The sequence below is a fragment of the Legionella sp. PATHC039 genome (assembly GCF_026191275.1).
GTDB classification, from domain to species: domain Bacteria; phylum Pseudomonadota; class Gammaproteobacteria; order Legionellales; family Legionellaceae; genus Legionella; species Legionella pneumophila.
On the sequence record NZ_JAPHOP010000001.1, the window covers coordinates 2682043 to 2707658 of the forward strand.

Here is a 25616-nt window from a genome sequence, read left to right on the forward strand (position 1 = left end):
GTGATGGCACTTCATCCTCGAAAACCCCCTTCTTGGTCAGCAAATTTCTTTTGAAAGAGACATGGCAATAGTGTTAAAAAAATAGAGATAATGTTCAAATTTAGTTATATCGTCATGAAAATATTGGAATTTTTAATAAATTTTCTTGACTTATTTAAAATCACTGCAGATACTCATATCGTTGCATGCTTCGAACCTAAGCGACGATGCGTGCTATTGACAACTCCAAATGGTGAGTTATCAATAAAATGGAAACTCAATAATAAACAAGTGGAGACAAGGCATGTTTAGTTTGAAAAAAACAGCAGTGGCAGTACTCGCCTTAGGAAGCGGTGCAGTGTTTGCTGGAACCATGGGGCCAGTTTGCACCCCAGGTAATGTAACTGTTCCTTGCGAAAGAACTGCATGGGATATTGGTATCACCGCACTATATTTGCAACCAATCTATGATGCTGATTGGGGCTACAATGGTTTCACCCAAGTTGGTGGCTGGCAGCATTGGCATGATGTTGACCATGAATGGGATTGGGGCTTCAAATTAGAAGGTTCTTATCACTTCAATACTGGTAATGACATCAATGTGAACTGGTATCATTTTGATAATGACAGTGATCACTGGGCTGATTTTGCTAACTGGCACAACTACAACAACAAGTGGGATGCTGTTAATGCTGAATTAGGTCAATTCGTAGATTTCAGTGCTAACAAGAAAATGCGTTTCCACGGCGGTGTTCAATACGCTCGCATTGAAGCTGATGTGAACCGTTATTTCAATAACTTTGCCTTTAACGGGTTCAACTCTAAGTTCAATGGCTTTGGTCCTCGCACTGGTTTAGACATGAACTATGTATTTGGCAATGGCTTTGGTGTTTATGCTAAAGGCGCTGCTGCTATTCTGGTTGGTACCAGCGATTTCCACGATGGAATCAACTTCAGAACTGGATCTAAAAATGCCATCGTTCCTGAGTTAGAAGCTAAGCTTGGTGCTGATTACACTTACGCAATGGCTCAAGGCGATTTGACTTTAGACGTTGGTTACATGTGGTTTAACTACTTCAACGCTATGCACAATACTGGCGTATTTAATGGATTTGAAACTGATTTCGCAGCTTCTGGTCCTTACATTGGCTTGAAGTATGTTGGTAATGTGTAATTTGTTAAGTTGATAAGAAATTTCAGCAATACTGTTGACTTTATAGAAGTCCGGCTGGATAATTTATCCAGGTACGCTCTCGATTAGAGCGAAGAATGCGTACTGTTGCTGATATGCTAAATTAGTAACGAACGGAAATTAATAATAAAAAAAGTGGAGATAAGCATGTTAAATTTGAAAAAAACAGCGGTAGCTGTTCTTGCTTTAGGAAGCAGTGCAGTGTTCGCTGGTACTATGGGACCAGTTTGCACCCCAGGTAATGTAACTGTTCCTTGCGAAAGAACTGCATGGGATATTGGTATCACCGCACTATATTTGCAACCAATCTATGATGCTGATTGGGGCTACAATGGTTTCACCCAAGTTGGTGGCTGGCAGCATTGGCATGATGTTGACCATGAATGGGATTGGGGCTTCAAATTAGAAGGTTCTTATCACTTCAATACTGGTAATGACATCAATGTGAACTGGTATCATTTTGATAATGACAGTGATCACTGGGCTGATTTTGCTAACTGGCACAACTACAACAACAAGTGGGATGCTGTTAATGCTGAATTAGGTCAATTCGTAGATTTCAGTGCTAACAAGAAAATGCGTTTCCACGGCGGTGTTCAATACGCTCGCATTGAAGCTGATGTGAACCGTTATTTCAATAACTTTGCCTTTAACGGGTTCAACTCTAAGTTCAATGGCTTTGGTCCTCGCACTGGTTTAGACATGAACTATGTATTTGGCAATGGCTTTGGTGTTTATGCTAAAGGCGCTGCTGCTATTCTGGTTGGTACCAGCGATTTCCACGATGGAATCAACTTCAGAACTGGATCTAAAAATGCCATCGTTCCTGAGTTAGAAGCTAAGCTTGGTGCTGATTACACTTACGCAATGGCTCAAGGCGATTTGACTTTAGACGTTGGTTACATGTGGTTTAACTACTTCAACGCTATGCACAATACTGGCGTATTTAATGGATTTGAAACTGATTTCGCAGCTTCTGGTCCTTACATTGGCTTGAAGTATGTTGGTAATGTGTAATTTGTTAAATAATTAAGTTCTTTTTGAGCCCATCACCAAAATGATGGGCTTTTTTTTTTGAAATGGAGTCCATATGTTGAAAAAGACAAGTTTAGCCCTATTGGGATTGGCTGCAAGTGGTTATACATTGGCAGGAACTATGGGACCTGTTTGTACGCCTGGTAATGTCACTGTTCCCTGTGAAGCAAAACGTTGGGATTTAGGTGTGCAGGCACTTTATCTAAAATCAGTTTATGATGCCGATATGGCTTATAGACAAGTTCACGTAGCCCCCACAAGATATGATGATGATCAGGGTTGGGATTGGGGATACCGATTAGAAGGTTCTTATCACTTTAATACTGGCAATGATGCGACTCTTACATGGATTCACTACAGTGATTTTGCAAATCCTAGTGGCCTTATTGGGAGAATCGATGTATTGCCACCTACATTAGCGTTTCCTCGTTTATTTAACGCAATATATAAAAACAGATTTGAGCAAGTGAACCTGGTGATGGGGCAACATGCTGATTTTGGCTTGGTGAAGGACATGCGCTTCTATGGCGGTTTACAGTACGCCAATATTGAAATCGATAATACGAATTATTATTTTGGCGCGTTTCCTCAGTTAGGTGGGGTCAACCTGTTCGATAATACTGATTACAAAGGAGTAGGTCCTGTCCTGGGAATCGATTATGCTTATGCCTTAACTAATTCATTAAGTGTCACGGCAAATGGTGCTGCTTCAGTCTTATATGGTAAGGGTAAATATAACATCGGGTATGTTGCATTGCCTACAGGCTCTTCTGGCGCAGTAGTGCGATCCATCTATGCAAACAAAAGAACAATAGTCCCCAGCCTGGAAGCTAAGCTTGGATTAAATTATGCTTACAATATGGCCCAAGGAGTATTAAATCTTGAGGGTGGTTATCAGGTAATGAACTATTTTAATGCCCTACATACACAATTCCTGCAAAACATGGCAAACCCAGTAACCAATAGTGATTATGGACTATATGGACCATATATTGGTGCAAAATATATTGGTAATGCCTAAACGAAGTCCTTTACTTAAATGCGTTCGTTATCGACGAACGCATTACTTTAAAATACAGCTGAAAAATCTTGAAAAAAACTCTTTAACAAAAAATATAATCATGGTGATCCATTCTAAGTCTAACCAACTAAATCCCTAATTTATTGATGTATAGGCAATAAACTGTAAATGCATACAAATAAATCAATTTATTTTAAATTTTAGCGGAGTGATCCTATAGCCAGCGAATAATTGCCGCGCTATAATCCCGTGGCTATCCGTTTAGGATGTAAAAATAATAAACAGGAGTACCCCGCATGAAGTTTAAAAAAATTATTTTGGCCCTCGCTTGTTTGTCATCGCCATTATATGCGGATCAAGATCAACAACTGAAAAGTGAAATTCAACGATTACAGCATCAAGCAGAAGATTTACAAGCCCAACTCAACCGATTACAAAAACAATTGGCAAATCATAAAAGCTCTCCGCAAAAGCACGAGCAACAGGCTGCCGCAAAACCTGTAGAACCACAGAATAAGCCGACGGCTAAATCAGGGGCTGCAATAGAAGAAAAATATCACTCATCTAAAGTCGAAGTCCATGCGCCTGATGTCCATCCAGAGTCAATAAGCTTTTATCCAACAGCATTGATAGCCGATAACCGAGTGGTTACTTATATAGCAGGAACTCCTGTAGTAAGCTCACCATTCCTTGGAGACCGGCCTGCTTTTGATGGTTCTGATTATATAGTAAACATTTCCAGTATTAATAGGGATGTTCGTTTACTGCAGCAGCGACGACGCTTATACAGAGCCTACCAGAAAATAGGCTATCCTATCCCTAATATGCCAATTATTTCATTAAGTGGTAAAACAGAACCTGCTGCGACATTTAACAATCCATTTCGATCAACTAATACGGATGGTGATATTACGCTAGGCTCAAGTGAACTGGACGTTGCTGCTGCATTGAATGAAAATGTCGAAGCTTATATTGCAATTGCCTATGATGAAAGCCCTCCTGCAATTGGCCCGCGGGTTAATAACTCGGCATTTAATTTGAATATGGGATTTGTCAACATTGGTAACCTGGATAAAAGCCCGCTTTATTTTACTGCAGGGCAAGTCTATGTTCCATTCGGCCGTTATTCCAGCGCAATGGTTAGTGCGCCTGTCACAATGAATTTGGCAAGAACCAAGACAAGGCCTGTCATTTTCGGTTATAAATCTCAGGGCGACACTGGTCCTTTCGGTGCTGTTTATGGCTACAGAAGCGATACTACATTAGGTCGCTCAGGAGTCGGCGGCGTTAATCTGGGGTATATTTTCGGGTTTGATAATGACATCAATGGCGAGATAGGGGGCGGCTTCATTAGCTCTGTTGCTGATGCAGGCGGTATGCAGAGTACTGGATCGAATGTGGGGACAACATTTGGCGGTTTTGGCTCCATAACTAACGGTAATGAAAACGTCCGTAAAACAAAAGCCGCTGATGTTCATGGCCACGTGGGTTATGATCGTTATAATCTGACTTTGGAATGGGTTGGTGCTGTACAGAGTTTTAGGCCCCAGGATTTGAGTTTTAATGGCCAAGGCGCCAGACCTCAGGCTGCGCAAGCAGAGCTGGGTATGACTTTTATGGCTTTCAACAGACCGGCTTCCATAGGAGTTGGTTATCAGTGGACAAAAGAAGCATTAGCACTAAATCTGCCTAAGCGACGTTACATTGGAGTATTTAACATTTCCATTTGGAAAGACACAGTGGAGAGTATTGAGTACAGGCATGATATTGATTATGGACTTACTCAGTTTGCTAATGGTGCAGCTCCTCCGGGATTGGTCAACCTTCCAACTTTGGGCACAGGTAAATCTGCCGATACTGTTTCTGCACAAATTGGTGTGTTTTTCTAAATCATCACCATTCGGTATAATCAGCTTGTAACGAATTAATCGGTTACAAGCTGATGTGTTTACAGATCTACCCGTGCCAGGTGGCAGGTCTGTATCTTGCTCAACTCAATTCGCCTCAATAACAGGTAAAGATCTTGAATTGATGTGACACCCTCCCCTTGTTTTTTTCAACCTGTGCTATCTTTTATTTTATAACTACCTCTTAAAGGGATGTAAAAATGCATCGGGATTGCGTCAGGCAAGAGGGACTGCACAAACTCAATAATCTTTTTTGCAAATTGGCTGCGGTGACAAGAACTCTGCAAGGAATAATATTCAGCGGCAGACTATCTGTGTCAGTTCTTGAAGATTCAGATTCTGCAGCAGCAAAACAATCCCCGCCATCGGTAACGTGCGAAATGAAATTCAGTAAATTCATGCAAACAAGTTATATTTTTATATTCCTTACCCTGTTCCTTTTGATTGGATTGCATACTTCATTTGCAGCAAAAATTGTAGAGTTGAATATAAAAGGACCAATTGGCCCTGCGACAGCAGATTATTTGGAACGAGGTATTAAAAGCGCTCAAGATGCTGATTTGATAGTGATTCTAATCGATACACCAGGCGGTTTATATGATTCAACACGAAATATCATTCAGTTATTTTTACTTTCTGATGTTCCCATAGTTTCTTATGTCAGTCCTACTGGAGCAAGGGCTGCGAGTGCTGGAACTTATTTAATGTACGCAAGTACATTAGCGGCAATGGCGCCTGGTACTCAAATGGGGGCTGCAAGTCCAGTCAGCCTTGGCACAGGATTCAGTGAAGGTGAAAAAGATGAGAAAAAAAAATCAACCATGGAAAATAAGGTAACTCATGATGCTGTAGCAACAATAAGGTCACTTGCTCAACTGAGAGGACGCGATCCTGATTTTGCTGAGAAGGCAGTGACAGACGGCAAATCCATAACAGCGGATGAAGCCCTTAGCAAGGGAGTGATCAATTATATTGCAAAAAATAGAGATGATTTATTGTCTCAAATCCATGGAATAAAAGTCAGTCAAAATAACAAGACAATAACTATTAATACCGAAAGCCCTTACATTCAAGTAATCAATCCAGATTGGAGAACCCGCTTTCTATCAGTCATTACCAACCCTACAGTGGCTTACTTATTATTGCTACTTGGAATTTATGGAATTTTCTTTGAATTGGTTAATCCAGGTTATGTTTTACCTGGAGTAGTTGGCGCAGTTTCAATGCTTTTTGCGCTGTATGCGCTGCAGCTGTTACCTATAAATTATGCAGGTTTGGGCTTGATTATTTTAGGTATTTTATTTGTCATAGCCGAGGCATTTACCCCAAGTTTTGGAGCGTTAGGTGTAGGAGGAACTGTTTCTTTTATTTTGGGTTCCATTATGCTGATGAACACGGAGCACCTGGCTTTTCAGATAGCGTGGTCAGCAATTTGGGCTATGGCAGTTCTGAATATATTGATTTTTGTTTTGGTTCTGGGGATGTTAATTAAATCTCGAAACCAAAAAATCAGACATGGCCTGGAAACGTTGGTGGGTGCAAAAGGCAGGGCGTTAGGAGACATTAATCTGGAAGGCCAGGCTGTAATTAAGGGAGAGATTTGGAATGTCCATGCACGCTCTCCAATCGCTGCAAATAAAAGCGTTAAAGTCACTAGAGCATCAGGACTGCTGTTGGAAGTAGAGGAAGATCAATCGGTTTATTAGTTGGTTATTCCATGTTGAATGAAAAAGGATTAAGGAGAATGAGATGGGACCATTTCTGGTTATATTACTGGTAGCGATAGCCTTGCTACTGGTTTCAATGTTCAAGGTATTTCGGGAGTATGAACGTGGAGTGGTTTTTATGCTGGGTCGGTTTTGGCGTGTTAAAGGTCCGGGATTGATAATCATTATCCCAGTCATTCAACAAGTGGTGCGAGTTGATTTGCGAACCATAGTCATGGATGTACCCAGTCAAGATGTTATCTCGAGAGATAACGTTTCTGTACGCGTCAATGCTGTGGTGTATTTTCGTGTTGTCGTTCCTGAAAACGCAATCATCCAGGTTGAAAATTATTTTGAGGCAACCAGCCAATTGGCGCAAACCACATTGCGGTCAGTATTGGGTCAGCATGATTTGGATGATATGTTGGCTGAACGTGAGCAACTGAATAGTGATGTGCAAAAAATTCTTGATGCCCAGACAGAGAGCTGGGGAATCAAGGTTTCAAATGTTGAAATCAAGAAGGTGGATTTGGATGAAAGTATGATAAGGGCAATAGCCAAACAGGCTGAAGCGGAAAGAGACAGGAGAGCGAAAGTAATCCATGCGGAGGGAGAGCTGCAAGCTTCGGAAAAATTATTACAAGCCTCTCAAGTACTCGCCCAGCAACCCCAGGCAATGCAGCTAAGATATTTGCAAACTTTAGCCACTATAGCGGTTAATAACAATTCAACGATAATTTTCCCTATGCCAATGGAGATAGGTGATATATTAACTTCCATGGTTGGTAAGAAAAAATAGACCTTGAACAGTGGCATAACTCCTAAATATACCTAAGTGTATAGAGTACTGCCATTGGATATGAGAACATGGCGATAAGATTTTTTATTCCGCGTCAGGTTGTTGTATCAGTATTTTTTTAAAATGAGAACTTTCATCGAAGTTTCAATCATTTTATTCTGTATAATTTCCCAAAACAAACTTTCGTTTCATTGACTTTTGTGATAGAAATCTATCTTTTTAAGAAAAGAGGAATATCGTGTCAATCAAATCAGACAGATGGATAGAGAAAATGGCCCTTGAGCATGGGATGATTTCTCCATTTCAGGCCGGTCAAGTGCGAGAAAACCAAAATGGTAGGATTATTTCTTATGGCGTCTCCAGTTATGGGTATGATGTTCGCTGTTCAAATGAATTCAAGATTTTTACGAATATTAATTCAGCGATTGTTGATCCCAAGGCGTTTGATGAAAATAGCTTTGTAGATGTTCAGTCTGATGTCTGTATTATTCCCCCCAACTCGTTTGCCTTAGCAAGAACTGTCGAATATTTTCGTATACCCCGCAATATATTAACGATATGCTTAGGTAAATCCACTTATGCTCGTTGCGGGATTATAGTGAATGTTACTCCTCTGGAACCAGAATGGGAGGGGCATGTTACTCTCGAGTTTTCCAATACGACTACTTTGCCAGCCAAGATTTACGCCTATGAGGGAGTTGCTCAAATGCTGTTTTTAGAGGCTAATGAAGTTTGTGCTGTTTCTTATCGTGATCGAAACGGAAAGTACCAGGGACAAACCGGGGTTACACTACCACGCACTTAGGATAAAAAATAAAATTTAATCTTTATCCAAAAGTGGGAACTTGGCTCGCGATGAATTGACCCGCTCTCGTAATTCCTTTCCAGGTTTAAAGTGAGGACTGTATTTTGCCTCTGTTACTACTTTTTCACCCGTTTTAGGATTATGAGCATTTCGCGGTGGTCGGTAATGAAGAGAAAAACTGCCAAAGCCACGAATTTCTATTCTTTGTCCATGGATAAGTGCTTCACTCATTAATTCAAGTATTCTGTTGATGCCATCGGCTACTTGCTTTTCAGTAAGATGCGTCATTTGAGCAGCGATGTGTTCAATGAGTTCGGATTTAATCATATACTCACCTCGTTTTGTCGCGTATTTAATAGACCGATTGCATCCTCTATTATTTTAGCTTGCCTGCCTATGCTTCTATTCGCTTTGTATCTCGAAACACGGGTGGCCTATACTAAAATAAACTCCACGAGCTGAGCAACTGGTCTAATGTCTGCTACCAGGACACATCAGGTGCTGACAATTTCCCATTTGATTTTATAAGTATAGTTCGGGTAAAAAATTATTCAATGTTTTCAAGCTGGTTAGTAAAAATTAGTTTTCTTTCTTATGAATAAATGCAAAAACCACACCCCAACTCATTTGTATTTTAGCTCGAGCAACTAATTTAAAACGACTGGATGATAAGGTTTTGCTAGTAGTAATGACGGTTGATAGTTGTGTCAGGCTATTGAGGCGGGTGTTAAGAGCCTCCCAGGTTGCACCGAATAAGGTACTTGAGTTAATAAATATTAAGGTCGCCTCAGATAAATCAACGGTTAGAAAATCACCCAATATAAATGAGATTTTTTTGCTACTCTCTGTATAGCCTTCCATAGCCGCCAATTTCTGGAGACGCTCGCAAGCACATTGATGCAAGTTAGGGAACAATTCGATACCTATACTTTTATGGACTGGATATACCATAGCGCAGGCGACAACAGCCTTGCCAGTTCCAGAGCCAAGATCATAAAAAACAGTATTGTGATCAATATTGACCATTGATAATAAAGCGGTGAACGGTAAAAACTCAATTTCACCATACACATATTCAATTGCATCTCGATTCTTTCTTGCTTGTTGGGAAATCATGAAGCCATTAACGTCATCGTACAGGAGATGAAAAATTTGAGCATGATTCTTTAAATTTAGTTTTTTTTGCCATCGGTTTATGCGCAATTCTTTTCTTGCCTTGTCAAAACAAAGCAAAAAAAGAATGAGAAACAGAATGAGGCATAAAAAAAGCGTTTTTGACGATATGAAATCAAGCACAGTATTATCCTGGTTTCAGACCATCTTCATTCAAGATTTTTGCTTTTTCCTTTTGACTTAATTTTGGCCATGCTTGAAGAAGAACTTTACCAGCCTGGCGTTCGCTCATGGCTTGGTGATGCATTTCCCAAGGCATTTCATCATTAAGGTAAATGACTATCACGAAAGCAGTGAGTACGGTGATTAACATGGCAAAAAGACCTACTTTGAATTGAAGCATATTAAGCATTTTATTGCTTTTGTTTATGGCATCGTTTGCAACTCGGTCGACATGGTCACAGCTTTCGTTAGCGATGCGATGAAAGTGTTGAACATCATATTTAGATAGTTGCAAAGTAAGTGTTTGAGTTGCTTGACCAGTATGCTTTTCGATCCTATCAATGCAGTTTTCTGTTAGGGTATTGAGCTTGTCTTGTTGTTGTTGGAAGATTTGGGTAAATTGATTGCAAGTTCTTTCTAAAGAATGCAAATGCGTTTCGCCTTGAGCCAGGGCCTTTTCAGCACTTATTTTAAAATGGGTTACTCCTGATTGAGAAATAAGGTTTTGCATTGAAGTTAATTCATTTTGTAGTGATTGGGTGATGTATAGAACTCGTTCAGCCTGCTGCTCAATTTCCTCTCGCCATTCCATCATTTTCGCTTCGACAAACTCAAAATAGGCAATAAATTCTCCAGTATGTCTCAGCAACTCTTTAATGCGAGCCAAGTCATCTTCCTGATAATGCTCCATGCCTCTCTCCTTACTAAATTCATAGTCAGAGAATCTTCAAATAGATCTCTCGCATAATCTATCCTTTTCATTTTATTGCCGCGTTGCAAACGTTTCTATATTTGCACTTTGCCTAAAACAAAATAATCAGTTTATACAAAAGAGCTAACAATATCCTTTGATGCATCCTGCCTCTTTGGCCGTGAATTTAGAATTATGATGTTCCATATTATATTATATCCATAACTTTATTTTGGAAACGGCAATTTTTGCCTAAAATTCTCATTGAATTTTCGTTATTAGTTCCATAAATTCTCGATTGGTACAGTATAGTCGTGCCTCATAAAGTTGGCATTATTTATGCTGGAATGTAATATACTCGGCATATACTTTCTTTATTATTAAAATCCACTGAGACGAGTTGTCAGTTTGCAGAAATAAACGAAGCTCAATCGCATTACATGAAAATGAGCGGTGGTTTAAAAATGATGTGCTTAAGAGAAACGCCCCGTGTTAAAAGTTTCAGTAGACTGTAAAAACTTTGTTAATATTTCCTTAATCTGGATTGATTAGAATGAAGATATAAGTTGGGATAGGAGAACATTATGCCAAGAGCTAGGTTCTTTAAAGCAGAAACTAATTGTTCGCAAGTACAGCAAAGCTTTATTAATGTGGGCGGAGAGCAGTTTCACGCGGCTGCAGTAGCTTTAATTGATTATTTTAAGAGATCTCCACGCATTAATGATGATACTTTGAAAAAAATACTGGAGCGTTTCTACTTTCATTTTCCAAAATACATTCCCAGCCAACCTTATTTGACCCCCTCCGAACGCATGAGTATGCTGATTAATGGGGCACGGAAGTCGGAAATTGTCGAATGTTTTGCTTATGTATTACGTCAATTGGCTATAGATGAGATTTATGCAAAACCTCTCAATTATCGTGATATCTTTGCTGAATTCAACCGCGACACGCCAAAATCATTGTTACGTCAACCATCCACTCCTCTCCCGGCCAGTGCTTTAAAAGCGCTTTCTCATGTAATCGGTACCAACATCACTTTATCTGTTGTGGAAAATGGCAAGGAATTGAGGAAACGTGAAATGTATGTTGGGGATAATCCGAATAGTGCAAAACCCGGGATAACCATTCAGGTCCAGCAAAATAACAGGTATTTCCCTGCCGTGAAAAATAAAGCTGATTTTGTTTATGTAGGGCAATTGGCAGTAAGCCCCCCCAAACCAGTAGAAAGCTCCAATGCAAGTGGGAAAGACACTATCGCTGATATGGTTGATTTAATTGCGTCCGATAATAAAAAATTATTACAGACCTATAAACAATGGCATCAGAACTTTCTAACCATGCTTAAATTAGGCGAAATAACAACCCAGAGGATGATCAATCTTTACATCAAGTTTTTACCTTTAGAAAAAGGCTTGTTTGTTGACTCAACAGAATTTTTTTCCAGGTTATCAGAAGATTCTGACAAGCCGGTCATTCCTAATTATTCGGGTGAAAACAAGGACGGAGTCAATCAGTTATTGGCTTCCGCGCTTGCTGGGTGGATTAGTACCAGTCAGGTCGATGTTGATCAATTGTTTGATCATTTAGAAAATCGACCTTCTTCAGTATCCATGTCTGTTGGTTAAAGTGCATTGGCAATCCGAATCATTTTGTAACCGTTCGCGGGGTATGTAAGTAAGGTATATTAAGTCCTTTGTCTTTCCCCCTTTGCGGGAAAGACAAGTCAAATAAATAGGCTTCAAACAGAAAAATTTGCATACCCCGTGAACAGTTGCGTCATTTTTCAGAGCGAATTGTCAATAATTTTTTCTTTTTTGATGAAGTAGCTACTTGATATTTTGACATCATTAATTAAAGAAAGCCCATTTCTTTCATCCATTCATCATTAGCAAATTTGGACATGTAATTACGGATAGAGTCGGGTAAAATTACCAGACATTTTTGTCCTTTGCTTAAGGATTTCGCCGCTTGCAATGCTGCCCACATCGCTGCTCCACATGAGCCGCCAATTAACAGTCCTTCTTCTTTAATGAGGCGTCTGGCAGTACGGAAAGAATCCGCGTCATTGGTTTTTATGTAGGCATCAATCAATGTGTTATCCAGCACATCAGGGAAGAAATCATAACCTATCCCTTCAACATGATAAGATTTGACTTCTGTGCCGCCACCGAGAATTGAGCCTTCGGGATCTGCTCCAATGATTTTGATGGCGGGGTTAAATTCTTTAAGGCGTTTGGCAATACCTGTAATTGTTCCGCCAGTCCCAACGCCAGCAACAACCATATGCAAATCTTTTCCGAAGTCGTCAATAATTTCCTGAGCGGTTCCAAAATAATGGGCATTGGGGTTATTGGGGTTCGCGTATTGATCAAGGATATGGGAGTTAGGGATTTCAGCTTGTAACTTTTTAGCCAGAGAAATATGACTGTCCGGATCATTATACGCGGCTTCTGTTGGCGTTCGATAAATGATGGCTCCCAGGCGTTCGAGCACGGATTGCTTTTCCTGGCTCATTTTTTCTGGCATGGTAATAATCACTTTGTAGCCTAATACAGCGCCTGCCAGGGCTATACCTATGCCGGTGTTCCCGGAAGTAGGCTCGATTAAGGTATCTCCCGGTTTAATTCTCCCTTCCTTTTCTGCTTTTACTACCATTTCATAGCCAATACGATCCTTTACGGAGCCGCCAGGATTAAAAAATTCGCATTTGGCATACAGCTCACATTCCAGATCTTTTCCAAGCCTGTTAATTTTTACAACGGGAGTATGGCCTATAGTGGCCAGGATGTTAGGGTAAATCATGGTAGTCCTTTGTCATGGTGAAATGAGTTGATTATAAGCGGATAAGGTAAAATAGCAAAATGGTGGTTTCTACAATCAAGTTATTTTCTCTTATTAACGTGGTTTATAGATCAGGATCACATAAGAAGCAGTCGATATCCAGTATCTGTTTGGGCTGAGGAGATGCGCAAGCATCGTCTCGAAGCCTTAGTACCAAACATTAAATTCCATACAAGTCTTCGAGACAGCATAAATGCTTCGTCAGCCCTAACGATACAAGATAATGACCTATCTTAATCCATAACTCACGCTTATTGGAAAGAAATGCAAATCATCTTGGCAGTTTATATTTGTGATATTCTCCTTTAATGCAGGGATATTTCGTTTTTATGGTTATTTCTCCTTTTTTACATTATATTTATTGTGGGCGTTGGTTATTTTTGTAAAAACAGGACAATATTACTTATTAATTGAGATCAAAAAACGGATTTCTATCTGTTTTACAAAAATGGCAAAAATCCAAAGTGGTTTCAAATAGTTACAATAATTCATTTCAATTAATATTTTGTTTAATTAACGAATGCAGGAAGCTTAATTATGATAAATTACAAAACAATAAAATGGAGATATGGCCTCATTGTACTCTTTGCTTTAGGGGTATCAGGATGTTATTTTGATGGGGCAAGCCCTCAGGAAAGAGGGTATTCTTACCAAGAAAGTAACATGCCATCCACTGGAGGACAAACGACCGCTAGCAATCAATCTCAACCGCAACAAAAAAGCTATGCGTCAAAGGACACCTCTCAAAAATCTACTCCTGGGCCAAAGCGAACCGCAGCACCCCAACTTCCGGTAATTCAATAAAAAGAGTTTTACTTACTATCCCTCATAATCAACTTATATGAGGGATAACTGAAACTTGTTCAAAAAATTTTCTCATAGGCATGAAATGCCATGATCCCTGATAGTTATCAAAGATGACAGTAGAGAAATTCCTCCTTGTTTTGGTTATAGCCATAATGTTATTTTTTTCTGGGATTTGCGTGCCTTGGAAAATTATTTTAGAATGGCGACCATCTAGTAGTCTGAAATACAGGAGTGGATGATGGATAAGTTAGATTGGGAGTTGCCTGAAGTTTGCGCTATACCAATAGACAGTGTTAGCGCTAATACTGACGGCTCTGGGGCTAACGACAGTGGTGACGATAGCGGCCTCTCAAGCAGTACGAGCGGTTAAAAAGAAAAAGCCCTTTATAAGTAGTGAAGTAAAAGGTATTTTTTTATATTATTTCAGATCCCTCACTAATCAAGCACCTTTAGGATAGTTAATGGAATATGGCAAGCTTATTGATATTTTAAACAAAAAAGAAATCTCCTTGACCTCATTTGCACAACCCGAAATCCTAAAGACAGCGCAAAGAATGCGCCTGACCAATTTGGTGTATCCCCTTTTAAGGGAGCACTATGGTATTCCAGCTTTTCAACTCGCTAACTTTAAGCTCGTTTTAAAGGAAAATAGAGACAGGGCCATTAGAAAGTTATTTTTGTCCATCAAAATTAATGAGCTTTTTCAGCAATACAATATTCCAGTTATTCACCTGAAAGGACTACCACTCTCGCAAAAATTGTTTGGAGACCCTTTGCTCCGTCAGTCATGCGACATCGATTTATATATTTCTCCCCAGCACTTGGAACAGGCAGATGAAGTGTTTTTTGAAAATGGAATCATTCGAGATAAATACAATTTCTTGCATGACGTTAATAAGCTAAAGAAACATCGAGTACTAAAGGATGTTTCGTATGTGGCTGAAAAATATGGTATTAAAATCGAACTCCACTGGCGTTTGTTTAGATGGAAAGATAAATTCAATCAGCCTTTTGAGTTTTATTGGAACAATAAAGTGCCGGTTTTTATGGGTGGTAAAAATGTATTTTATACTCTTTCCCCAATTGATGAGTATCTGTACGTTGCTGTGCATGGCGCTAATCATGGATTTGAATCTTTGCACTGGCTTTATGATTTTGCCAGTTATTCCACCTTGCTCAGCATCGATGAGAGAAGAAGAGTTGTTGAATTGGTTGAGAGTCTTTCCATACAGACAGAGTATCAAATGGCGACTTATTGTGCGGAGAGAATATTTCCAAGTGTGTTTACAGAAAGCAGTATTGCAGGTTTACTGCCCAACTCTTTAACGAGAAAAGCCCTAATTTCTTTAATTTACCATTCAAAAAGCACATATCGCTCGAAAAGAAGAATATTACGTATGATGGCGAACAAATTTTATTACATTTAATGAAAAGCTTAGAGTGGAAATGGAGCTTGCTACTACCAGCAACGAATTTATTAGTTTTGCTGTTGCGGTGGTTACATTTTTGGCTGGTTGGAAATTAAGCAGCGCAAACATTAGTAGTTATTTTTTATCTTAGGATATAGCATGAATGCTTTATATGGAGTTCTGCGTTTTGACGGGCAACCATTTGATCGAGAGTTATTAGAACGAGCCAAATTTAATAGCCCGGTATGGAGAGCGGATCATAGCGAACTTTATTATAATGATTTTTATGCTACGGCGAGTACACAGCGCTTTATTACTCCCGAATGTGCCTTACAAACAGCTCCATATCATGATAAGGAATCGGGTGTAATTGCCAACGGTGATCTTTATCTAACTAATCATTCCAATTTGGCTAATCAGTTAGGAGTTAGCTCCAAAAATTCGGATTTATATCTGGCAACCCGGGCCTATTTAAAATGGGGTGAAAAATGTGTGAATTATTTAGCAGGGAACTTTTTCCTTGTATTTTATGACTTACACAAAAAACGGCTGTTTATTGCCATTGATCATTTTAATTTTTGTTGCTGTTACTATCTTTTTGTACCCGGTAAATACTTTATATTTAGCAACACATTCAATACATTCAAGGTTTTTCATGACTCCTTAGCGGTGAATCATGGCGCTTTCTATAAGCTTGCGGCAAAACAGAAAATAGGTCAGGAAACTTGCCTGAAATCAGTTAAAAAACTGACGGCTGCCAGTTATATGATTGTGAGCGAACAAAATTTACAAGAGCAACAATACTGGGAACTTCATAAGACACAACAGACGGGACAATGCCAATCGCGAGAAGACTACTATAGTGCATTCAGAAATGAGATTCAGCAATGTATCAGGCAAAGTATCCGGACTGGCGCAGAAATCATGGCCCATTACAGCGGTGGTTTAGACTCTTCATCCATTGCTTCGATTGCGGCATTGCAACTTGCAAAAGAAAATAAAACTCTTTTGGCATATACCGCGATTCCCAAATACTTGTCGGGCGATAGTCATCGGGCAGGATGTAAATATCATGAATTAGATCGAGTGCAAAGCGCATGCCGTTACTATGATAATATAGAAACAATAGTTTATCAAAGCTCTGAAGACATGAGTATTTTTGATAGACTCCAACTCTTTTATCCTTATTTGGATCAACCATTCAAAGCGGTATTCAATATGGAATGGATATTGGCGGGATTGGAAATGGCAGCAGCCAAAAACTGCAGGATTCTTTTAAATGGTGAGCAGGGGAATGGCTCTATTTCATGGAAGGGAGTGACATTGGGCAACTATCTGAATCAGCGTGTAAAATTTACGCGGCATTTTTTAAAATACCATATGAAATTAGGCAAGCAATTTATAAAATCTGGCTCGCTAAACCTGAAAAGAAATCGCCTCCATATCCATGAAATGAAAAAAAATTTTTTAGAGCCCCACTATTCTCTCTTGAGAGGTAAGAATAGGTTGGAAACAAGAAGCTATATGCGTTCCATCTATTTGTGGTATGGGGTAGAGGTGATTGACCCAACAAGTAACCTGGATCTGGTCCAGTTTTGCTATGATCTTCCTGAATGGGTTTATCATGGAGGTAACAAATATTTTGAAATCAGGCGATTACCCAAATTAAAAAGACGCTTGTTGGTGAGAGATGCTCTGGAAGGGCTTGTGCCTGCTGAGATCCGCTACAATCCCTATCGTGGAGAACAGGCAGCGGATTGGTACTATCAATTCAATAAGTATGGTCATGTTTGGGAGGTCCTTTTGACAGATATTGCTGAAAAAAATCCAATCATTTGGGAAATTTATCCTAAAAAATACCTTTTGGATTTATTTGCTAATCATCCTATTAGTCCGCAATCAAGAAATTTTCAAGACGTTAATATGCATTTGGTCCCAGCTTTAAGCACAGCATTTTTTATCAACTACCTAAATGATCTGTATTGATTATTACTTACTGGAGATAATCTCGATGAGTAACCATTTACAACAACACGAATATCAATTCGAATATAAAACCAATACAATATTAGAACGCTATGACTTGGTGTTTTTTTCCAGCGTTGATGAGGATTTGATCCTGCTTGATGAAGAAACAAGTCATTATTTGGTAGTTAATTCCGTAGGTTACAAAATATGGAATTTGCTGGAATCAAAAAAAACGGTGAGCCAACTTGTTTCTGGGCTTATGGAAATATATAAGGTTGATTTCGATACCTGCTTTAATGATATTAAAGCGTTTATACAACAAATGGTTCAACATAAATTAATCAAAATCTGTCCATAGATAAAGAATTTATAATCATTCGCTGTCATAATTTTTAAGCAGAATCGGATAATACAATTGGCTGAAATAAAGAAAATAAGATATGCCCGTCTTTTTCTGGTTTTATTGGGCAAGGGAAAAACACGAGCTCATGTTACTGTGCTTATTGTTTATTACCTAATAGTATCAAGAATCATTACCTGGTTATATCCGTTTAACAGATATGCCAGGTTGTTTGGGCATAAACATGCCGAAACTTTGTATGAAGACTTTGACCATTTGTATTGGCTAAAATGTTGCCAAAAACTGTTTCCTAAAATAAATAGATTGTTGCCATGGAAAAGCGCCTGTTTACAGCAAAGTGTTGCGGCATTTTTGCTATTACGTCGCAAAAATATGCCTACAACGATTTATTTTGGTATGAAACGAGACGGAGATGAGGTCATAGGGCACGTATGGCTGCGGTGCGGTAAACGCTATATCACTGGAGGAAACGGTGTGGGTTATACTATTTTTTGTACTTATGCATTAGACTGGGTAAAAAATTAAGTGTTGTTTTATGGCTGAATTTTATAAAAAATATGCGGAAAAATATAAAGACTTTCTCGATTTCATCAGATTTTTATATGAATATTCGCCGTTCCAGCTTGTGTTTTCACAAGCAATGGTAATTCTTTCAAGCTTTCTGGGCGGTGTTGGAGTGGTCTCATTGGTGCCTATGTTAAGCTATAGTGGTTGGCTAGCCCAAAATAAGTCCGGCTCTGATCTCAATTGGTTATCCAGTTTATGGCAACAACTGCCGATGCACGATGGCCAAATTCCAATCACTTTTGTCTTATCGGTTTATTGCCTCATCATATGCTCAGTCTCTATGACCAATTATCTCGCTGAATTAACAAAAATAAAATTCATGAAAAATTTTGAGAGATACTGCCGTGAAAGCTTAATCCAAAACTTGGTGAATGCGCGATGGGAATACCTGCTAAAAAGTAAACTGAAAGATTCTGAGTATGTATTGAATGTTGGGTTGATGAAAATCTCTGCTTTAACGACTTATACGTTGAGTTTATTTAATAACATAATCAAAAACTCGGTGTATTTGATTGTTGGTTTAATGCTTTCTACGGGATTAACAGTCATTTCGCTAATTACTGTGATTTCGATAGCAATTTTTTTTAAAAAATCAAATTCTGCTGGCATGGGAAAACAAGAACTTGATCTGAGCAGAAGCAGGCAAATCAATTTGTCAAATTTTCTTGAAGGAATAAAAATAGCTAAAATTCATGAGCTTACACATGAATATCTCAAACAAGAGCGTGATATCTCATTCAAAGTGATGGACAATAACATTAAATTTTTAAGCAACCAGATGAAAATTAAATTTGGATATACTGCAATCGGAGCGATCGCGTTCACTTTAATTTTTCTTATTTCCATTTCCCTGTTACAGATTTCAATTCCAACGTTGGTTGTTTTATTATTTGTTTACAATCAAATCATAAGAAGAATATCAACGATGCAGCAAAGCATGTCTTATGCATTGAATATTTCTCCCTTGTTTCGAAACTATTTAATCCTTAAAAATGATTTTTTATCGAATAAAGAATCATCAAATGTGATCCCCTTTCATACGCGAGTACCATTACCTAAGGATATATTAATTCAAGTAAAGCAAGTTTCCTTCTCCTATGGAGAAAAAGCTATTTTAAAAAATGTTTCATTTGACATACATCGAAATAAAATAACTGCAATAAAAGGACCATCTGGTGTTGGGAAATCCACCTGTGTCGATTTAATATTGGGGTTGTTGAAGCCGGATGATGGCTCAATTCTCTTTAACCAGTCCTTAGCTTCAATGGATGCGGAACATGGAACTCCCCAGAAAAAATGGGTTAGTTATGTTCCTCAAAATATTTTTCTTTTTAATGATTCAATCAGGAATAACATCACGTGGCTAAACAATGATGTGAATGAAGCAGATCTATGGAAAGTTCTTGCTCTGGTTGATGCTGAAAACCTGGTCAGGTCTATGCCCAATGGATTGAATACCATGATTGGCGACAGAGGAGTGCATTTATCTGGCGGAGAGCGGCAGAAGCTGGCGATTGCCAGAGCCATACTGTCATCGCCAACGCTGCTCATTCTCGATGAGGCAACCAGTGCACTTGATCCCCAAAGCGAGGCTGTTATTATGCAGTCGCTTGCTGCTTTAAAGCAGACCATGACAGTCATTTTAATAGCTCACCGGGAAAGTACCATAGATTATGCGGATGAAATAATCGATTTTGGCAAGTTTAATTTAAAAGAGGAATATCCGTTAAATTTCAATGTTCTTGAAGACACTACGGTTGCTATGAATTAATTATTTATCAATTTTTTATAAAGACGTTTATGTTTTACTATCGCGCATACCAATTGAACATACAAAGTGACATTCCACTTGGAAAAATAGAGCAAACTTCTTATTGTGCTCCAGATGTCATTATTCGTAAAACCAGTGAAATTCCTGATATACCTGCAAACGCGAGTCGCTTGGGAAACAAGTACGCGTCTTTAAAAAATCAGCTATGGATTACTGATAGCCAATGGAGCTTTTATATTGAAGGGGGAAATACAATTTTATACCAGATTAAATCCGTCGAGTTGACTACACCAATTCATATTCTTCTTACTGGAGCCTGTTTTGGCTGCCTGCTCCAGCAGAGAAATTTGATTGTTTTGCATGCCAATACAGTTTGCTACCCAGGGCAATCCGCTTTTGCCATCTCTGGCCATACCGGGGCGGGAAAATCTACGGCAGCTGCATTTCATATAAAACAAGGCGCTTTATTGGCCGCAGATGATATAACAGCCATAGAGTTCAAACAGGATATTCCTCATGTATTGCCGGGATTTCCTCGTTTGAAATTATGGAACGATAGTAGGGAAGCCCTACATTTATTATCTTTGGAGTCACTCTATTCTTATAATGGAAGATCCAAGCATCATATTGATTTAAAACCTAATCAACATTGCAGCACACCAGTTGTGCTTGAAAAACTGGTTATTATAAAACCTGATTTGACAGAGGAAAGTGAACTCTTCGGTAAAGATAAGATTCAATGTCTCCTTGCAAATAACTACACTGCTCTGATATTTCATCTATTTGATTTTCATTGGGACGTATTTAAGAATAATTTAAAATTAGCCAGACAACTTAAAATATACAATGCCCCTCGCCCGACTATGGTATTTTACAATGAGATCTAGATGATCTTTGCCAAGAGCACTTGCCCAGGCAGACATTTTTGCCAGGCTGAAAAATTATTTGTAAAGCATTTTCTGATACTCAATTGGCAATCTGAGCGTTTGCGGGATTAATACTGCTTGGCTATGGTTATTGGTTTAGGCTAACATCGAGTCATTTAAATTTTATATTGGTGCAATTTGACTATGAAAAGACCGACCCGAATTGCGATGGTTGCCGGCGAACTATCTGGAGACTTACTGGGAGCAGGGGTAATTCGTGAGCTGAAACAGCATTTAACAAACGTAGAATTCATGGGGGTCGGTGGTCCTCAAATGCTCAAGGAAGGTTTCCATTCCCTGATTGATATCTCCGAGCTTTCTGTGATGGGAATCAGTGATGTTCTGCGACGATATCCTCAACTGTATTTAATAAGAGAAAGGTTATTGAGGGAATGGACAATTAATCCACCAGATGTATTCATTGGGATTGATTACCCTGACTTTAATTTATCCGTTGAAGCACGGTTAAAAAAACAGCATATTAAAACCATTCATCTGGTGAGCCCCAAAGTTTGGGCATGGCGACAAAAACGGGTGCATTTAATAAAAAAGGCAGTTGATTTAGTATTAACCCTATTTCCATTTGAAGAAGCATTTTACCGACAACATGGGGTATCGGCACAATTTATTGGTCATCCTTTAGCTGATTTAATCGAAATAAACCCAAGTTATTCTTCTTTACGTAAAAAATATAACTACCATTCTGATGACACCATTCTGGCAGTATTACCAGGTAGTCGAGTAGGTGAAATCAAATACATGGGACCCTTGTTTTTGGAAGTGATGCAAAGAATTGCTGTGGAGAGGCCTCATGTGCATTTCATAGTACCGATTGCGTGTCAGGATTTGTATCCCGTTTTTTTTAAACAACTCCATGCCGAGTACGGCCACTTAAAAACTCAGATTATTCAAGGGAATGCTCGTGAGGCCATGGCTATCTCTGACGTTGTTTTAACAAAATCCGGAACAGCAACACTTGAGGCGATGCTTTTAAAACGACCCATGGTGGTTGCCTTTAAATGGGGTATACTTACTCATGCGATTATCGCGCCGCAAGTAAAAGTTCCCTATATTGCGTTACCTAATTTATTGGCTGGTAAAAAATTAATCCCTGAATTTGTTCAGGAAAAAGCGAATGTTGATAGCATTACAGAATCAGTTCTGAATTTACTCGACTCATCCAATCAAAACGAACTAATTAAACAATTTACTGATATTCACCACACATTAAGGCAAAATGCTAATGAGAAAGCGGCTTTATCTATCCTCAGGATTTTGGAGACTTCTTTGGCTTAATCGCTGTTTTTAAAAATCGGATTTGTTTTTGCCAATCACTAATTGATACTGCTGGATGCCCTCCGACTCTGCCCCCGGATTTCACATTTTTATAGACTTTACCGCTGGCTAAAACAGTGGCGCCTTTACCAATCTTCAAGTGTCCAATCACGCCAACTTGTCCCGCCAAAGTGACATGTTCACCAAGCTCTGTACTCCCGGCGATTCCAACTTGTGCTACTATAACAGAGCCTTTACCAATCTTGACATTATGCCCAATCTGCACAAGATTATCCAGACGACACCAATCCTCAATTACCGTATTATCCAGGGAGCCTCGGTCAATGCAGGTATTAGCCCCGATTTCAACATCATTGCCAATAATGACACCACCCGCATGGGGAATTTTATAATGGCCATTCGCATCACTGGCAAAGCCAAAACCATCCTGGCCTATACGAGCACCGGAATAAATGACCACGTTACTCCCTATAACAGCATGCCTAATGCTGACGTTGTCTTCTATAAGACAATCATCGCCTATGGTTACAGCATCGCCAATATAAGTATTCACTCCAATTTTGCATCTGTTGCCTATTTTAACCTGATTACCAATATAAGCTCCATGAGCAATAAAACAATCCACGCCAATAGCAGCGGTCGACTCAATCATTGCCGAAGTGGCAATGAAACTGGGTGTTTTTTCAGGAGGGTAAAACGCTTGAGCAATCAAAGCAAAGGCTTTATACGGGTTTGGGTGCACCAGTAAATACATGCTATCAGGTGCAAATTTCACATAATCTGGCCCGATGATACAAGCGCAAGCAACAGTATTTTTTAATTCTTTGACGTATTTTTTTTGATGCAACATTACCAAATCATTGCTTGTGGCTTCTGAAATTTTGGCCAAACCAGAAACTGTAAAGGTTTCTCCTTTACCTTCATACAGTGTAGCACCAGAAATCTTAGCTAATTCGGATAAACGAAATGGTCCTGCAGGTTTTGTAAATTGGTAATTTGACATACATACTCTAAAAAATTAGCGATAAAAGCTGCGTTTGGAATTTTCAAGAAACTTGAGGATATAAGCCACATCACTATTATCCATGAATTCACGCTTGAGTATTTCAATGGCATTTGTCAAAAGATGACCATCATGAAAAAGAGCCTTGTAGGCTCGTTGAATTTGCATTCTTGCGACAGGACTGTATCCATTTCGTTGCAATCTCTCAATGTTAATACCAAATCGCTTGGCTGGGTTTCCGCAAACCAGAGTGTAGGGCAGTACGTCTTTTGTGATTCTGGTTTGAGAGCCAATCATACTCATCCGTCCTAATTGTACGAATTGGTGTATGCCGCATAAACCGCCTATGGTTACCCAATCGTCAATGATTACATGCCCGGCTACGGCTACCGCATTGGAGATGATATTATGGTTACCCATCTGGACATCATGAGCTATATGGGCGGAAGTCATTATGACATTGTTGTTTCCTATGCGAGTCACTCCACCACCCCCAGAGGTTCCTCTACTGATAGTAACGTATTCGCGAATAATGTTATTATTACCGACTATGACGGTGCTTTTTTCCCCACTGAACTTCAGATCCTGCGGGATTGCTCCAATGATTGCTCCCGTTTCAATCTGATTATATTCACCTATTTCTGTCCAGGACTTTATCGACACATGAGAACCAATGACGGTTTGTTGTCCAATGCTGACATTGTCTTCAATAATTGAATACGGCCCTATAACCACATCCCGTCCGATTCTGGCGTTGGCTGATACGATAGCTGTAGGATGAATTTGATGGGAGAGCATATATAAATTGTTAACCGCATGAACATGATCCAACTGACTCATTTGCATGGTTCACCTCCACTACAACTATAAATTAAATGCTGGTTACAACGTGCTCTATACTACTCTTAAATCCGTTTGGGTAAAATGATTTGATACAGAGGGAAAAGCACTCCATGACACAACTTGCGTTAATCACAAGCCGTGTCTGAATTTCAATTAAACCATATAACTTGCCTTTATAAATACATTACGTATAGAAAAACGCTCGCTAATACTTAATCTATTACCTCCATTTGCCAAACCATACCTTTCTCCATCGTGCATTGACCAGTATTGCTCAGAGCCAATTCCGCCCTCAACACCAATCACGCTGCCGTTATTCAAATTGAAATGAGAAGCAACTACCAAATTAGCTCCGAGAACTGGAGAAACCCATAGTGAGGAGGGGTGATTCAGGAAGTAAGCGTAACGTCCACCGGTATTGGGAAAGTCTAAAATCGGTACAGGTCCAGTTATGTCTACCCTTTCATTCAAATGGCTTTTACTATTTCCAGCCAACACAGAGAGTGAAATGTCCCCACCGACCGTGATAAATCGATTAACATCCCAATAGACTCCTGCTCCCGCTTTAGGTCCAATCCCTTTATATTTTGCCTGAAAATTGATGCTGTCCGTAAGGGGCTGTATGGCTGGGGGGACGGCGAAGCCAAAACGAGATTCACCACTATAGCGAGCAGTGAATTCTTTAACTATTTCTGTAGCTTTTGCGCCGTAATAGCGAGTGTAATGGAGTGGTTTGGCAAATCTGCTTGGAACAGTTCTGTGTGTTATCAGTTCTGCATTTTGATAGTCATAATCGGAACTTACCGTAGCAAGGGCAGGGCCAATCATTCGCAGTCCTGAAAAATCTTTGAGAATCAGGCTTAGCCTGTTGTCCATGAGATCACCCTGCGCTGAATTACCAGTTATGCTGGAGCCATGATTTGTTATATTGGTGTAGCTTAATACTAAGTCATAGCTGAATTCAGGCCCAAAAAGATATCCGGCGCTTAATGAATATCCCCAACGTGAGTCGACATTAAACAAGCCAGAACTAATGAGTCCGGAAGATTTTATGGTATCAGCATATGGTATGGAATCCAGAGTCCCATCACTTAACGAGCCATAAATTGCGGAAGCACTAAAAACAAATCTCTTAGCATCCTGTTGCGCTTCTCCTACCGAGCCACCTATGCCTAGGGGGCTTACTAAAAGCAAGCTCATCAATAAAATACTTTTTTTATTCATCTATGTATCTACTCCCTGATCTTTGATTTTATATTTGTTCGCTCGCGATTATAAAGGACATCTTCAATGATATCCAGTTGTAAATATCGTATATCCAAGAATCAGTCCTTAGGCTTAGTCAGGGAGT

General features: G+C 39.3%; 24 protein-coding genes. 17 read left to right on the forward strand and 7 right to left on the reverse strand.

The features are described from left to right. Positions 1 to 283 precede the first annotated feature (283 nt). The 7 genes from OQI99_RS12190 (at position 284) to dcd (ending at position 8444) form a co-directional block, all read left to right on the forward strand. Positions 284 to 1153, forward strand: coding sequence for an Lpg1974 family pore-forming outer membrane protein (locus tag OQI99_RS12190; RefSeq protein WP_265732108.1), 870 nt, complete (start codon positions 284 to 286; stop codon positions 1151 to 1153). 165 nt (positions 1154 to 1318) lie between these two features. Beyond that, entirely contained in the window at positions 1319 to 2188 is an 870-nt protein-coding gene (locus OQI99_RS12195; RefSeq protein WP_265732109.1) for an Lpg1974 family pore-forming outer membrane protein, read from the forward strand. Positions 2189 to 2261: 73 nt separating this feature from the next. Continuing rightward, positions 2262 to 3227 carry an Lpg1974 family pore-forming outer membrane protein gene (locus OQI99_RS12200; RefSeq protein WP_265732110.1) on the forward strand — a complete coding sequence of 322 codons (966 nt, stop codon included), beginning with the start codon at positions 2262 to 2264 and terminating at the stop codon, positions 3225 to 3227. Positions 3228 to 3523: 296 nt separating this feature from the next. Next, positions 3524 to 5116, forward strand: a complete 1593-nt coding sequence (locus OQI99_RS12205; RefSeq protein ID WP_265732111.1) for a FlxA-like family protein — start codon at positions 3524 to 3526, stop codon at positions 5114 to 5116. Positions 5117 to 5334: 218 nt separating this feature from the next. Continuing rightward, positions 5335 to 6840, forward strand: a complete 1506-nt coding sequence (locus OQI99_RS12210; protein ID WP_265732112.1) for an NfeD family protein — start codon at positions 5335 to 5337, stop codon at positions 6838 to 6840. A gap of 43 nt (positions 6841 to 6883) precedes the next feature. After that, entirely contained in the window at positions 6884 to 7639 is a 756-nt protein-coding gene (locus OQI99_RS12215) for a slipin family protein (protein ID WP_061513014.1), read from the forward strand. A 238-nt stretch (positions 7640 to 7877) separates the two neighbouring features. Then, positions 7878 to 8444, forward strand: a complete 567-nt coding sequence (dcd, locus tag OQI99_RS12220; protein WP_010948641.1) for a dCTP deaminase — start codon at positions 7878 to 7880, stop codon at positions 8442 to 8444. A 15-nt stretch (positions 8445 to 8459) separates the two neighbouring features. Here the strand turns inward: dcd and OQI99_RS12225 are convergent, their stop codons facing one another. The 3 genes from OQI99_RS12225 to OQI99_RS12235 form a co-directional block, all read right to left on the reverse strand. Continuing rightward, positions 8460 to 8771 (reverse strand): integration host factor subunit beta, encoded by a 312-nt coding sequence (locus OQI99_RS12225; RefSeq protein WP_061513015.1) that lies wholly within the window; start codon positions 8769 to 8771, stop codon positions 8460 to 8462. Positions 8772 to 9023: 252 nt separating this feature from the next. After that, on the reverse strand, positions 9024 to 9740 hold the full coding sequence (locus OQI99_RS12230; RefSeq protein WP_061513016.1) for a methyltransferase: 717 nt from the start codon (positions 9738 to 9740) through the stop codon (positions 9024 to 9026). A gap of 4 nt (positions 9741 to 9744) precedes the next feature. Continuing rightward, positions 9745 to 10470, reverse strand: a complete 726-nt coding sequence (locus tag OQI99_RS12235; RefSeq protein ID WP_061513017.1) for a hypothetical protein — start codon at positions 10468 to 10470, stop codon at positions 9745 to 9747. Between the two features lie 584 nt (positions 10471 to 11054). Between OQI99_RS12235 and OQI99_RS12240 the strand changes: the two genes are divergently transcribed. Continuing rightward, a complete protein-coding gene (locus OQI99_RS12240; RefSeq protein ID WP_061513018.1) occupies positions 11055 to 12098 on the forward strand; it encodes a hypothetical protein in 1044 nt (347 codons plus the stop codon). Positions 12099 to 12324: 226 nt separating this feature from the next. On the opposite strand, the gene OQI99_RS12245 is transcribed toward OQI99_RS12240, so the two are convergent. Then, complete coding sequence (locus OQI99_RS12245; protein WP_011216794.1) at positions 12325 to 13275, reverse strand: pyridoxal-phosphate dependent enzyme; 951 nt, start codon at positions 13273 to 13275, stop codon at positions 12325 to 12327. Positions 13276 to 13851: 576 nt separating this feature from the next. Between OQI99_RS12245 and OQI99_RS12250 the strand changes: the two genes are divergently transcribed. The 9 genes from OQI99_RS12250 (at position 13852) to lpxB (ending at position 22419) form a co-directional block, all read left to right on the forward strand. Next, positions 13852 to 14118, forward strand: a complete 267-nt coding sequence (locus OQI99_RS12250) for a hypothetical protein (protein WP_061513019.1) — start codon at positions 13852 to 13854, stop codon at positions 14116 to 14118. A 241-nt stretch (positions 14119 to 14359) separates the two neighbouring features. After that, positions 14360 to 14491 carry a lasso peptide gene (locus tag OQI99_RS12255; protein WP_154694776.1) on the forward strand — a complete coding sequence of 44 codons (132 nt, stop codon included), beginning with the start codon at positions 14360 to 14362 and terminating at the stop codon, positions 14489 to 14491. A gap of 91 nt (positions 14492 to 14582) precedes the next feature. Further along, positions 14583 to 15548 carry a nucleotidyltransferase family protein gene (locus tag OQI99_RS12260; RefSeq protein WP_061513020.1) on the forward strand — a complete coding sequence of 322 codons (966 nt, stop codon included), beginning with the start codon at positions 14583 to 14585 and terminating at the stop codon, positions 15546 to 15548. 141 nt (positions 15549 to 15689) lie between these two features. Continuing rightward, on the forward strand, positions 15690 to 17516 hold the full coding sequence (locus OQI99_RS12265; protein WP_061513021.1) for an asparagine synthase-related protein: 1827 nt from the start codon (positions 15690 to 15692) through the stop codon (positions 17514 to 17516). Between the two features lie 25 nt (positions 17517 to 17541). Beyond that, the gene (locus OQI99_RS12270) at positions 17542 to 17856 is read left to right on the forward strand and encodes a PqqD family protein (RefSeq protein ID WP_027268602.1); all 315 of its coding nucleotides are present in this window, start codon (positions 17542 to 17544) and stop codon (positions 17854 to 17856) included. Between the two features lie 57 nt (positions 17857 to 17913). Then, entirely contained in the window at positions 17914 to 18384 is a 471-nt protein-coding gene (locus tag OQI99_RS12275) for a lasso peptide biosynthesis B2 protein (protein WP_061513022.1), read from the forward strand. A 10-nt stretch (positions 18385 to 18394) separates the two neighbouring features. Beyond that, the gene (locus OQI99_RS12280) at positions 18395 to 20197 is read left to right on the forward strand and encodes an ABC transporter ATP-binding protein (RefSeq protein ID WP_061513023.1); all 1803 of its coding nucleotides are present in this window, start codon (positions 18395 to 18397) and stop codon (positions 20195 to 20197) included. 29 nt (positions 20198 to 20226) lie between these two features. Beyond that, positions 20227 to 21084 (forward strand): hypothetical protein, encoded by an 858-nt coding sequence (locus OQI99_RS12285; RefSeq protein WP_061513024.1) that lies wholly within the window; start codon positions 20227 to 20229, stop codon positions 21082 to 21084. A gap of 183 nt (positions 21085 to 21267) precedes the next feature. Then, on the forward strand, positions 21268 to 22419 hold the full coding sequence (lpxB, locus tag OQI99_RS12290) for a lipid-A-disaccharide synthase (RefSeq protein ID WP_061513025.1): 1152 nt from the start codon (positions 21268 to 21270) through the stop codon (positions 22417 to 22419). Here lpxB and lpxD read toward each other — a convergent pair. The 3 genes from lpxD to OQI99_RS12305 form a co-directional block, all read right to left on the reverse strand. Continuing rightward, positions 22391 to 23422 (reverse strand): UDP-3-O-(3-hydroxymyristoyl)glucosamine N-acyltransferase, encoded by a 1032-nt coding sequence (gene lpxD / locus OQI99_RS12295; RefSeq protein ID WP_061513026.1) that lies wholly within the window; start codon positions 23420 to 23422, stop codon positions 22391 to 22393. The genes lpxB and lpxD overlap by 29 nt on opposite strands. Positions 23423 to 23437: 15 nt before the next feature. Next, the gene (gene lpxA, locus OQI99_RS12300) at positions 23438 to 24268 is read right to left on the reverse strand and encodes an acyl-ACP--UDP-N-acetylglucosamine O-acyltransferase (RefSeq protein WP_061513027.1); all 831 of its coding nucleotides are present in this window, start codon (positions 24266 to 24268) and stop codon (positions 23438 to 23440) included. A 150-nt stretch (positions 24269 to 24418) separates the two neighbouring features. Further along, positions 24419 to 25489, reverse strand: a complete 1071-nt coding sequence (locus OQI99_RS12305) for an Lpg1974 family pore-forming outer membrane protein (protein ID WP_061513028.1) — start codon at positions 25487 to 25489, stop codon at positions 24419 to 24421. Between the last annotated feature and the right edge of the window lie 127 nt (positions 25490 to 25616).